This window comes from uncultured Pseudomonas sp. (genome assembly GCF_943846705.1).
In the GTDB taxonomy this organism is placed as follows: domain Bacteria; phylum Pseudomonadota; class Gammaproteobacteria; order Pseudomonadales; family Pseudomonadaceae; genus Aquipseudomonas.
In genome coordinates this window covers 270159-282630 of sequence record NZ_OX044366.1, presented here as the reverse complement: position 1 = coordinate 282630, position 12472 = coordinate 270159, and the positions used below count along the sequence as shown (strand labels likewise).

The 12472-nt window shown below is 58.9% G+C and carries 9 protein-coding genes and 1 pseudogene; 8 read left to right on the top strand and 2 right to left on the bottom strand.

Annotated features, from left to right (window positions below):
* Positions 1-6 precede the first annotated feature (6 nt).
* Positions 7-1681, bottom strand: a pseudogene (recN, locus tag Q0V31_RS01355) (DNA repair protein RecN).
* 155 nt (positions 1682-1836) lie between these two features.
* Here recN and grpE point away from each other — a divergent pair.
* The 8 genes from grpE to Q0V31_RS01315 all read left to right on the top strand — a co-directional run bounded on the left by grpE (position 1837) and on the right by Q0V31_RS01315 (position 12049).
* On the top strand, positions 1837-2406 hold the full coding sequence (gene grpE, locus Q0V31_RS01350) for a nucleotide exchange factor GrpE (RefSeq protein ID WP_298183570.1): 570 nt from the start codon (positions 1837-1839) through the stop codon (positions 2404-2406).
* A 100-nt stretch (positions 2407-2506) separates the two neighbouring features.
* A complete protein-coding gene (gene dnaK / locus Q0V31_RS01345) occupies positions 2507-4423 on the top strand; it encodes a molecular chaperone DnaK (protein ID WP_298183568.1) in 1917 nt (638 codons plus the stop codon).
* Positions 4424-4545: 122 nt separating this feature from the next.
* Positions 4546-5673 carry a molecular chaperone DnaJ gene (gene dnaJ, locus Q0V31_RS01340; protein ID WP_298183565.1) on the top strand — a complete coding sequence of 376 codons (1128 nt, stop codon included), beginning with the start codon at positions 4546-4548 and terminating at the stop codon, positions 5671-5673.
* A gap of 67 nt (positions 5674-5740) precedes the next feature.
* Positions 5741-6544, top strand: a complete 804-nt coding sequence (dapB, locus tag Q0V31_RS01335; protein WP_298183563.1) for a 4-hydroxy-tetrahydrodipicolinate reductase — start codon at positions 5741-5743, stop codon at positions 6542-6544.
* Positions 6545-6751: 207 nt separating this feature from the next.
* Positions 6752-7900: a glutamine-hydrolyzing carbamoyl-phosphate synthase small subunit gene (carA, locus tag Q0V31_RS01330; RefSeq protein ID WP_298183561.1), complete on the top strand. Its 1149-nt coding sequence runs from the start codon at positions 6752-6754 to the stop codon at positions 7898-7900.
* 36 nt (positions 7901-7936) lie between these two features.
* The gene (gene carB, locus Q0V31_RS01325) at positions 7937-11158 is read left to right on the top strand and encodes a carbamoyl-phosphate synthase large subunit (RefSeq protein ID WP_298183554.1); all 3222 of its coding nucleotides are present in this window, start codon (positions 7937-7939) and stop codon (positions 11156-11158) included.
* Complete coding sequence (gene greA, locus Q0V31_RS01320) at positions 11155-11631, top strand: transcription elongation factor GreA (protein WP_298183539.1); 477 nt, start codon at positions 11155-11157, stop codon at positions 11629-11631. Before carB ends, greA begins: the two co-directional genes overlap by 4 nt.
* Positions 11609-12049 (top strand): DUF4149 domain-containing protein, encoded by a 441-nt coding sequence (locus tag Q0V31_RS01315; RefSeq protein ID WP_298183537.1) that lies wholly within the window; start codon positions 11609-11611, stop codon positions 12047-12049. The genes greA and Q0V31_RS01315 overlap by 23 nt, the downstream gene beginning before the upstream one ends.
* Positions 12050-12113: 64 nt before the next feature.
* Here the strand turns inward: Q0V31_RS01315 and Q0V31_RS01310 are convergent, their stop codons facing one another.
* On the bottom strand, positions 12114-12425 hold the full coding sequence (locus Q0V31_RS01310; RefSeq protein ID WP_298183535.1) for a YhbY family RNA-binding protein: 312 nt from the start codon (positions 12423-12425) through the stop codon (positions 12114-12116).
* Positions 12426-12472 lie beyond the last annotated feature (47 nt).

Genomic DNA, 12472 nt, shown 5'->3' with positions numbered 1-12472 from the left:
TGCAAATCAGACTTGCGCGCTGCTAACCATCTGTCGTGCGTGGGCTAGGGATTCTTCGGTCAGGTCTACGCCACCGAGCATGCGTGCGATTTCCTCGACCCGCTGCGCGGCGCTGAGTTTGCTCACGGCGGTGCGTGTGGCATCGCTCTGGCGAACCTTGTGCACAAACAGATGCTGATGGCCTTGTGCGGCGACCTGCGGCAGGTGGGTCACGGTGAGTACCTGGCCGCGCTCGCCGAGCTTGCGCAGCAACTGCCCGACCACTTCGGCGGTAGGGCCGCCGATGCCGACGTCGACTTCATCGAATACCAGCGTCGGTACGCGTGAGGTTTGCGCGGTGATGACCTGAATCGCCAGGCTAATCCGCGACAGCTCGCCGCCCGAGGCGACCTTTGCCAGGGCTTTGAGTGGCTGGCCTGGGTTGGCGCTGACCAGAAATTCCAATTGCTCCAAGCCATTGGGGTGCGGCTCGCTGTTGCTGTGGGCGCTCAGTTTGATGGTGAAGCGGCCGCCCGGCATGCCCAGGGTTTGCATCTCCACTTCTACTGCGCTGGCCAGTTGGCTGGCTGCGTTGTTGCGTAAGCTGCTTAATTGCGCGGCTTTTTCCTGGTAATGCCGTTCGAAGGCAGTCAGCTCTTCGCTCAGGCGTTCGGCTGCTTGGTCGTCAGCGTTGAGGCTTTCCAGTTCTTCGAACAGTTGTTGTTGCATGGCGCCCAGTTCGCTTGGCTGGATGCGGTGCTTGCGCGCCAGGGTGTAGATCGCGTCGAGTCGCTCTTCCATCTGTCGCAGGCGTTCGGGGTCGGCATCGAAATGGTCGAGGAAAGCGATTGAGTTCGCCGACCGCTTCTTCCACTTGGATTTGTGCGCTGGCCAGCAGGTTGGTGGCTTCGCTCAGTGCGCCGGGCTGGCCCTGAAAGCCGCCAAGGCGGTTGAGGCTGTTGGTCAGGGCGGACAGCACGTTGCCGGCGTCGTTCTCGCTGCATTGTTCAATCACCAGGCGGCAAGCGCTGAGCAGGCTTTCGGCGTTGGTCAGGTTCTTGTGTTCCTGCTCCAGTTGCTCCAGTTCATCTTCGCCGAGGGCCAGGTTATCCAGTTCTTCCAGTTGGTAGCTGAGCAGTTGGTGACGAGCGCGCTGTTCGTCGCCAAGGCTGGAGACCCGTTGCAGTTCGGTCTTGGTTTGTTTCCAGCGCTGTGCGGCAAGCTGGACCTGGCGCGCCAGGTCCTGGCTGCCGGCGTATTCATCGAGCAGGCGGCGGTGCGTCTCGGGTTTGAGCAGTGACTGATGCTCATGCTGGCTGTGGATGTCGATCAGCAACTCGCCGAGCGCTTTCAGGTCGCCTTGCGGGCAGGGCGAGCCGTTGATATAGCCGCGTGAGCGGCCTTCGGCCGTGATCACGCGACGGAGGATGCACGGGCCGTCGTTGTCCAGGTCGCGCTCGGCCAGCCAGGCGCGGGCTTCGGGGATGTCGTGCAGGTCGAAGCTGGCGAGGATGTCGGCCTTGTCCGCACCGGGGCGCACCACGCCGCTGTCGGCGCGATCGCCCAGGGTCAGGCCGAGGGCGTCGAGCATGATCGACTTGCCAGCGCCGGTTTCGCCGCTGATTACGCTCATGCCGGCATCCAGCTCTAGATCAAGGTGTTCAACGATGGCGTAGTTGTGTACGGACAGGTGCACCAGCATGGCGAGGGCCTCCCAAGTTCATGTCTGGTTATTTATACAGTGTTTTTTTGTGGGCTGACAATCCGTCTTTGATCCTTGAAACGATAATTTTTGACCCCATATAGCGGTCAGACACGTGAGTTAAGGCTCGCGTCGGAATTCAAAAGGAGAGACGCATGGCTGACGAACAGACCCTGGATACGCAGAACCCCGATCTACAAACGGCTGCTGAGGCCGCTGCGGGTGATGACCTGGTTGCTCGCGTGCAAACGCTGGAAGAGCAACTGGCCGCTGCGCAGGATCAGTCGCTGCGCATGGCTGCCGATCTGCAGAACGTGCGCCGTCGCGCGGAACAAGATGTAGAGAAGGCGCACAAGTTTGCGCTGGAAAAATTCGCCAACGACTTGCTGCCAGTGGTGGATAGCCTGGAGCGCGGCCTTGAGCTGTCGAATCCGGATGATGAAGCGATCAAAGCGGTGCGTGAGGGCATGGAGCTGACGCTCAAATTGTTCCTCGACACCCTCAAGCGCTTCCAGTTGGAGGCCATTGATCCTCATGGTGCGCCGTTTAACCCTGAGCACCATCAGGCGATGGCCATGCAGGAAAGCACCAATGTTGAGCCCAATAGCGTGCTCAAGGTGTTCCAGAAGGGCTTCATGCTCAATGGTCGTCTGTTGCGCCCCGCCATGGTGGTGGTCAGCAAGGCACCGGTGGAAGCGCCGCCATCGATTGATGAGCAGGCTTGAAATTCATCGAGCTGCCCCCATTTAACAGGCAAGCGTTTTAGTGCTACCGCCGCTAGCAATTAACTAGCGGCGGAATAATCAAAGTTTCGGGAGAGTGAATATGGGCAAAATTATCGGTATCGACCTGGGGACCACCAACTCCTGCGTCTCTGTTCTGGAAAACGGCAAAGCCAAAGTTATTGAAAACGCTGAAGGCACGCGCACTACACCGTCGATCATCGCTTACGCCAACGATGGCGAAATCCTCGTCGGTCAGTCGGCCAAGCGTCAGGCTGTGACCAATCCGCACAACACCCTGTACGCGGTGAAGCGTCTGATCGGTCGTCGTTTTGACGAAGACGTCGTACAAAAAGACATCCAGATGGTGCCGTACAAGATCGTCAAGGCGGATAACAACGACGCCTGGGTTGAAGTGAACGGCCAGAAAATGGCCCCGCCGCAGATCTCGGCTGAAATTCTCAAGAAGATGAAGAAGACCGCCGAAGACTACCTCGGTGAAGCCGTGACCGAAGCGGTGATCACCGTGCCGGCCTACTTCAACGACAGCCAGCGTCAGGCCACTAAAGACGCCGGCCGTATTGCCGGTCTGGACGTCAAGCGCATCATCAACGAGCCAACCGCTGCCGCACTGGCGTACGGTATGGACAAGGCCAAGGGCGACCACACTGTCATCGTTTATGACCTGGGTGGTGGTACCTTCGACGTTTCCGTGATCGAAATCGCCGAAGTGGATGGCGAGCACCAGTTCGAAGTGCTGGCCACCAACGGTGACACTTTCCTCGGTGGTGAAGACTTCGACATCCGTCTGATCGATTACCTCGTCGACGAGTTCAAGAAAGAAACCGGCATGAACCTCAAGGGTGACCCGCTGGCCATGCAGCGCCTGAAGGAAGCCGCCGAGAAAGCCAAGATCGAACTGTCTTCCAGTCAGTCGACCGACGTTAACCTGCCATACATCACCGCTGACGCCAGTGGCCCTAAGCACCTCAACGTGAAGATCTCCCGTTCCAAGCTGGAAGCGCTGGTTGAAGACCTGGTGCAGCGCACCATCGAGCCGTGCCGCATTGCCTTGAAAGATGCGGGTATCGACATCAGCGCGATCAACGACGTGATTCTGGTCGGTGGTCAGACCCGCATGCCGTTGGTGCAGAAGCTGGTAACCGAGTTCTTCGGCAAAGAAGCCCGTAAAGACGTTAACCCGGACGAAGCCGTGGCCATGGGGGCTGCCATCCAGGGCGCGGTGTTGGCTGGTGACGTGAAAGACGTGTTGCTGCTCGACGTATCGCCGCTGACCCTGGGTATCGAAACCATGGGGGGCGTGATGACTGCGCTGATTGAGAAGAACACCACCATCCCGACCAAGAAATCCCAGGTGTTCTCCACTGCCGACGACAATCAGGGCGCGGTGACTATTCACGTACTGCAGGGTGAGCGTAAGCAGGCCAGCGGTAACAAGTCGCTGGGCAAATTTGACCTGGCTGAGATTCCGCCAGCTCCACGTGGCGTGCCGCAGATTGAAGTGACCTTCGACATCGACGCCAACGGCATCCTGCATGTCGGCGCCAAAGACAAGGCCACTGGCAAGACCCAGTCCATCGTGATCAAGGCCAACTCCGGCCTGTCCGAGGAAGAAATCGAGCAGATGGTACGTGACGCCGAAGCTAACGCTGAGGAAGACCGCAAGTTCGAAGAGCTGGCCGGTGCCCGCAACCAGGGCGATCAGCTGGTACACGCTACCCGCAAGATGATCACCGAGGCGGGCGACAAGGCCACTGCTGACGAGAAGACTGCAATCGAAGCGGCGCTGAGTGCTCTGGAAGTGGCGGTGAAGGGCGACGACAAAGCTGAAATCGAAGCCAAGATGACCGCGCTGTCCGAAGTGACCGCTCCGTTGGCGCAGAAGATGTACGCCGAGCAGCCACAGCCAGGTGCTGCCGAGCAAGGTGCTGAGCAGGCTCAAGACGCTGGTGACGACGTGGTCGATGCTGAGTTCGAAGAAGTCAAAGACAACAAGTAAGCGCAAGCTTATGCCGCTTTGGCTGGGTGTGACGCGAGTTGCGCCCGGCATGATTCGCCGCGCGGGAGCTTGCTCCCGCGTTGGCGTGTCTGGAGTAGACGATTTTAAGGTGTTGAAGACTTATGGCTAAACGTGACTTTTACGAGGTGCTCGGTGTTGAGCGCGGTGTCAGCGAGGCGGAGCTGAAAAAGGCTTACCGTCGCCTGGCCATGAAGCATCACCCCGACCGCAACCCCGACGATAAAGCCTCGGAGGAGAAGTTCAAGGAAGCCAACGAGGCTTACGAAGTGCTCTCCGACGCGGCCAAGCGCTCAGCGTACGATCAATACGGGCATGCCGGCGTTGATCCGCAGATGGGGGGCGGTGGCGGCCCCGGCGGAGCGAACTTCTCTGACATCTTCGGTGATGTATTCAGTGACTTCTTCGGCGGTGGCGGTGGTCGTGGCGGTGGTCGTGGCGGCGCCCAGCGCGGCAGTGATCTGCGCTACACCCTGGAGCTGGATCTGGAAGAAGCGGTGCGTGGTACCACGGTGACTATTCGTGTGCCGACTCTGGTCAACTGCAAGCCGTGCGATGGCTCCGGCGCGAAGAAGGGCACCACGCCAGTGACCTGTACCACCTGTGGTGGTATCGGTCAGGTGCGCATGCAGCAGGGCTTCTTCTCGGTGCAGCAGACCTGCCCGCGTTGCCATGGCCAGGGCAAGATGATTACCGATCCCTGTGGCTCCTGCCACGGTCATGGCCGAGTCGAAGAGCACAAGACCCTGTCGGTGAAGGTGCCGCCTGGCGTTGATACCGGCGACCGTATCCGTCTGACGGGTGAAGGTGAGGCGGGCGCCATGGGTGGCCCGGCGGGCGATCTGTATGTGGTGGTGAATGTGCGCGAGCACGCGATTTTCCAGCGTGACGGCAAACACCTGTACTGCGAAGTGCCGATCAGCTTTGCCGATGCGGCCCTGGGTGGCGAGCTGGAAGTGCCAACCCTGGATGGTCGGGTCAAGCTGAAGATTCCGGAAGGCACGCAAACCGGCAAGATGTTCCGTTTGCGTGGTAAAGGCGTGGCGCCGGTGCGTGGCGGCGGTGCGGGCGACCTGATGTGCAAGGTGGCGGTGGAAACCCCGGTCAAGCTCGGCAAGCGTCAGCGTGAACTGCTTGATGAGTTCCGCAAAACCCTGGAAGGCGACAGCTCGCACTCGCCCAAAGCCAATGGCTGGTTCGAAGGCGTGAAGCGCTTCTTCGGCGACCTGTAAACACCCGTGGCAGGCGGCGCTGGCCTTTGCTGGTCGCAGCCTGTCATGCAGCTAGGAGCATAAGGCTATGCAACGTATTGCTGTGATGGGCGCCGCTGGGCGCATGGGCAAGACCCTGATCGAAGCCGTGCAGCTGGCAGATGGCGCAAGCCTGAGTGCGGCAATTGACCGTGCGGACAGCAGCCTGGTTGGCGTTGATGTGGGTGAGTTGGTTGCGCAAGGCAAGATGGGCGTCAGCCTGTCCGGTGATTTGCATGCGGTGCTGGATCAGTTTGATGTACTGATCGATTTCACCCATCCCTCGGTCACCCTGAAGAACTTGGAAGTCTGTCGTCAGGCTGGCAAGGCGATGGTCATCGGTACCACCGGCTTTTCTCCAGAGGAAAAGCAATTGCTGGCGGATGCCGGCAAGCAGATTCCGATCGTCTTCGCCGCCAACTTCAGCGTTGGCGTCAATCTCTGCCTGAAACTACTGGATACCGCCGCGCGGGTGTTGGGTGATGATGTCGATATCGAGATCATCGAAGCCCACCATCGACATAAAGTCGATGCGCCGTCGGGTACGGCGTTGCGCATGGGTGAAGTGGTGGCGAATGCCTTGGGGCGTGACCTGCAAAAGGTTGCGGTCTATGGGCGTGAGGGTCAGACCGGTGCGCGTGAGCGCGAAACCATCGGGTTTGCCACGGTGCGTGCCGGTGATGTGGTCGGTGATCACACTGTTTTGTTCGCCGCTGATGGTGAGCGCGTGGAGATCACGCACAAGGCCTCGAGCCGCATGACCTTTGCTAAAGGTGCGGTGCGCGCGGCCCTTTGGTTGCAGGGGTGTCAGCCTGGGCTGTACGACATGCAGGACGTTCTGGGGCTCAACTGAGGCATTCTGTCGCAGTGGTGTTTTTTGCCTCGGTCTTAGTCGCAACGGTGGTGGACCAAAAAGGCAGATTCCTGTAAGCTTTCTGCTTTAGTGTGTCCACTAAAGTTGCGCAGAATGAATCAGATAAAAAGCGGGGTGACGGTGCATACGTCATCCCGCTTTTTTACAATCTGCGTTTGCTTCACGATTTGATCTCCGGAGGTTTTCTTGAGTAAGCCAGCCCTTAAACCTGCCATTTTGGCTCTTGCTGATGGCAGCATTTTTCGCGGCGAGGCCATCGGTGCCGATGGCCAAACTATTGGAGAGGTGGTTTTTAACACCGCCATGACCGGCTATCAGGAAATCCTTACCGATCCTTCCTATGCCCAGCAGATCGTTACCCTGACCTATCCGCACATCGGCAATACCGGCACCACGCCGGAAGACGCTGAGTCCAGTCAGGTCTGGGCCGCCGGCCTGATCATTCGCGATTTGCCGCTGACCTCCAGCAACTGGCGTAACAAGCAGCCACTGGATGAATACCTGAAAGAGCGCGGCACGGTCGCCATTGCCGGTATCGACACCCGTCGCCTGACCCGCATTTTGCGCGAGAAGGGCTCGCAGAACGGCTGCATTCTGGTGGGCGATGACGCCACTGAAGAGAAAGCACTGGAACTGGCGCGCAGCTTCCCAGGCCTCAAGGGTATGGATCTGGCCAAGGTGGTCAGCTGCACCGAGCGTTACGAGTGGCGCTCAAGCGTGTGGAATCTAGAAACCGACAGCCATCCAGAAATCCCTGCCAGTGAGCTGAAATATCACGTGGTGGCCTACGATTTCGGCGTCAAGTTGAACATCCTGCGCATGCTGGTTGAGCGCGGTTGCCGCGTGACAGTGGTGCCGGCGCAGACGCCTGCTGCCGATGTGCTCGCGCTGAGCCCGGACGGTGTGTTCCTGTCCAATGGCCCGGGTGACCCCGCGCCGTGCGATTACGCCATCAGCGCCATCAAAGAAGTGCTGGAAACCGACATTCCGGTCTTCGGCATCTGCCTCGGCCACCAGCTGCTGGCCCTGGCCTCCGGTGCCAAAACCCTGAAAATGGGCCACGGCCACCACGGTGCCAACCACCCGGTGCAAGACCTCGACACCGGCGTGGTGATGATCACCAGCCAAAACCACGGTTTTGCCGTGGATGAAGACAGCCTGCCGAGCAACCTGCGCGCGATTCACAAGTCGCTGTTTGATGGTTCCCTGCAAGGCATTGAGCGTACCGATAAGGACGCTTTCAGCTTCCAGGGTCACCCGGAGGCCAGTCCAGGCCCGGCGGACGTTGCGCCGTTGTTTGATCGCTTTATCGAAACCATGGCCAAGCGCCGTTAAACCCGCCGACTGACCCCAGGATTCGAGAGAAAGAACATGCCAAAACGTACAGACATAAAAAGCATCCTGATCCTCGGCGCTGGCCCGATCGTTATCGGCCAGGCCTGCGAGTTCGATTACTCCGGTGCGCAAGCGTGTAAAGCGCTGAAAGAAGAGGGCTACCGCGTCATTCTGGTGAACTCCAACCCAGCCACCATCATGACCGACCCGGCCATGGCTGACGCCACCTACATCGAACCGATCAAGTGGTCCACCGTGGCCAAGATCATCGAGAAGGAGCGCCCGGACGCCCTGCTGCCAACCATGGGCGGCCAGACTGCGCTGAACTGCGCGCTGGACCTGGAAAAGCACGGCGTGCTGGAGAAGTTCGGTGTTGAGATGATCGGTGCCAATGCCGACACCATCGACAAGGCTGAAGACCGCTCGCGCTTCGACAAGGCGATGAAAGACATCGGCTTGGCCTGCCCGGTTTCCGGCATTGCGCACAACATGGAAGAGGCCTACGCGGTCCTTGAGAAGGTCGGCTTCCCGTGCATCATCCGTCCGTCCTTCACCATGGGCGGCACCGGTGGCGGCATCGCTTACAACCGTGAAGAGTTCGAAGAAATCTGCGCCCGCGGTATCGATCTGTCGCCAACCAGCGAGCTGCTGATCGACGAATCACTGATCGGCTGGAAAGAGTACGAGATGGAGGTGGTCCGCGACAAAAAGGACAACTGCATCATCGTCTGTGCCATCGAAAACTTCGACCCGATGGGCGTGCACACCGGTGACTCGATCACTGTTGCCCCGGCTCAGACCCTGACCGACAAGGAATACCAGATCCTGCGTAACGCCTCCCTGGCGGTGCTGCGTGAGATCGGCGTGGAAACTGGTGGCTCCAACGTGCAGTTCGGCATTTGCCCGAATACCGGCCGCATGGTGGTGATCGAGATGAACCCGCGTGTGTCGCGTTCCTCGGCGCTGGCCTCCAAGGCCACCGGCTTCCCGATTGCCAAGATCGCTGCCAAACTGGCAGTCGGTTACACCCTCGACGAGCTGAGCAACGACATCACCGGTGGTCGCACCCCGGCCTCGTTCGAGCCAGCGATTGACTACGTCGTCACCAAAATCCCGCGTTTTGCCTTCGAGAAATTCCCCAAGGCCGACGCCCGTCTGACCACCCAGATGAAGTCTGTCGGTGAAGTCATGGCCATTGGCCGCACCTTCCAGGAATCCCTGCAGAAAGCCCTGCGCGGACTGGAAGTGGGCGTTGCCGGTTTCGATGAAAAGCTCGACCTGGCCGACCCGGAAGCTGAAAGCACCCTGCGCCGTGAGCTGACCGTGCCAAGCGCCGACCGTATCTGGTACATCGGCGATGCCTTCCGTGCGGGCAAGACCGTTGCAGAAGTCTTCGAGCTGACCAATATCGATGAGTGGTTCCTGGTACAGATCGAAGACCTGATCAAAGACGAAGAGCGCATCAAGACGTTGGCCCTGTCTAGCATTGATCGCGACGCGATGTACAAGCTCAAGCGCAAAGGCTTCTCCGATATACGCCTGGCCAAGCTGCTCGGTGTCACCGAGAAAACCCTGCGCAGCCAGCGTCACAAACTCAAGGTGCTGCCGGTCTACAAGCGCGTGGATACCTGTGCTGCTGAGTTCGCCACTGACACCGCCTACATGTACTCGACCTATGAGGAAGAGTGCGAGGCCAATCCGTCGAGCCGTGACAAGATCATGATCCTCGGCGGTGGGCCGAACCGTATCGGTCAGGGCATCGAGTTCGACTATTGCTGCGTTCACGCGGCGCTGGCGCTGCGTGAAGATGGTTACGAAACCATCATGGTCAACTGCAACCCGGAAACCGTATCGACCGACTACGACATCTCCGATCGCCTGTACTTCGAGCCAGTGACCTTGGAAGATGTGCTGGAAATCGTCCGTGTCGAGCAGCCGAAAGGTGTGATCGTGCAGTACGGCGGCCAGACTCCACTGAAGATCTGCCGCGCCCTGCAAGAGGCCGGCGTGCCGATTATCGGTACCTCGCCTGACGCTATCGACCGCGCCGAAGACCGCGAGCGTTTCCAGCAGATGGTCCAGCGCCTTGGTCTGCGTCAGCCGGCCAACGCCACTGCGCGCAGTGAAGATGAAGCGCTGGCGCACTCCAAAGTCATCGGTTACCCACTGGTGGTGCGTCCGTCCTACGTGCTCGGCGGTCGTGCGATGGAGATCGTCTATCAGGAAGACGAGCTCAAGCGCTACATGCGCGAAGCAGTGAAGGTTTCCAACGACAGCCCAGTGCTGCTCGATCACTTCCTCAACTGCGCCATCGAAATCGATATTGACGCGGTATGCGACGGCGAGACCGTGGTGATCGGCGCGATCATGCAGCACATCGAGCAGGCGGGGGTGCACTCCGGTGACTCGGCGTGCTCGCTGCCGCCGTACTCGTTGCCGATGCATATCCAGGATGAGATTCGCGAGCAGGTCAAAAAAATGGCCCTGGAGCTCGGTGTGGTCGGTCTGATGAACGTGCAAATGGCGGTGCAGGGCGAGGATATCTTCGTCATCGAAGTGAACCCGCGCGCCTCACGTACCGTTCCGTTCGTATCCAAGTGCGTCGGCGTCTCTTTGGCCAAGGTAGCGGCTCGTGTGATGGCCGGTAAGTCGCTGGCTGAGGCCGGTTACGCCAAGGAAATTATCCCGCCGTATTTCAGCGTTAAAGAAGCGGTGTTCCCGTTCGCCAAGTTCCCGGGTGTTGACCCGATCCTCGGACCGGAAATGAAGTCCACCGGCGAAGTTATGGGTGTCGGCGACACCTTCGGTGAAGCGTTCGCCAAGGCTCAGCTGGGCGCCAGTGAAATCCTGCCGAACACCGGCTGTGCCTTTATCAGTGTGCGTGAAGACGACAAGCCTGAAGCTGTTCAGGTTGCTCGTGACCTGGTGGCATTGGGCTTCGAAGTGGTTGCCACTGCCGGTACCGCCAAAGTGATTGAGGCGGCAGGTTTGCCGGTGCGTCGGGTGAACAAGGTGACCGAGGGTCGTCCGCACGTGGTCGACATGATCAAGAATGACGAAGTCACTCTGATCATCAACACCACTGAAGGTCGTCAGTCTATCGCTGACTCTTACTCCATTCGTCGTAACGCTCTGCAGCACAAGATCTACTGCACCACCACCATTGCGGCGGGTCAGGCGATCTGTGAAGCGCTGAAGTTCGGTCCCGAGAAGACCGTGCGCCGGCTGCAGGATCTGCATGCAGGAATCAAGGCATGACTAAGTACCCCATGACTGTCCAGGGCGCTCGCGCCCTGGAAGAAGAGCACACGCACCTGACCAAGGTGCTACGGCCCAAGCTCAGCCAGGATATTGGTACTGCACGTGAGCTGGGTGATCTCAAGGAAAACGCCGAATACCACGCTGCTCGTGAGCAGCAGGGTATGGTTGAGGCGCGTATCCGCGATATCGAAGGTCGCTTGCAGAATGCGGTGATCATCGATGTCACCAGTATTGAGCACACTGGCAAGGTGATTTTCGGGACTACCGTGGAAATCGCCAACTGCGAAACTGATGAAAGCGTGATTTATCAGATCGTTGGTGAGGACGAAGCGGATATCAAGAAACGCAAGATATCCGTCGGCTCGCCGATTGCTCGCGCCTTGATTGGTAAGGAAGAGGGGGATGTGGTTGTAGTGCAGACCCCGAGCGGTGCGATCGAGTACGAAATTGTCGAGGTTCGTCATCTCTAAGCCTGGCTCGCGTGATGCTGGCGCGATCAGCTGGCTGCTGGCCCAGACACTGTGGGTGGGTGGCCTTTGGCTGCTGCATTTTATGCTGCTGCCGGCGATTACCAAGATTGGCCTGGCGTCGTTGCTGGTCGAGGAGATCAGTAACGCCTTGAGGCCTTTGCTGATTGGTTTGGCGGCTGTTTGCGCGGGGTTGCAGGTGTTGGTGTTGATTCGCGCCGAGCGGCTGACAAGCCTGTGGCGCGATGCTCGCGGGCAGCTACTGCTGGTTGTGGTGCTGATGGCGGGGAGCTACTTCGCTGTACGCGAACTGCTGCCAGGGGCTGAGCTGTGGTTGCTGTTCAGTTATCTGGTGATGGCTTTTTGCGGCTTGTTACTGGTCTTGCAGCCAGTGCCGCAAACGCTCAAGCGTAAGCTCTAACGGGTAGGTTAAGCTTGAAACGCGGCTGCAAAGGCGCTGAGCGCGCCTTGCAGCAGTTGCTCAATCAGCCGTGATGGCGGTGAACGTTGGACAGATTTTTGTTCACTTTCGGGTTCTTGCGGTAGATCAGCGCCATTTTACCGATAACCTGGACCAGCTCGGCTTTGCCGGCCTTACACAGCTCATTGATGGCGGCTAGGCGGCCTTCGCGTTCGGTGATGCGCAGTTGTACTTTAATCAGCTCGTGGTCGCTGAGCGCACGCTCCAGTTCAGCCTGCACACCTTCGGTCAAACCATTGTCAGCCACGATCAATACAGGCTTCAAATGGTGGCCGATAGATTTGAATTGTTTCTTCTGCTCTTGAGTGAGCGGCATAATCTTATTCCTGCATTTAATCTGGTAAAAACGGCGGTTAGTTTACC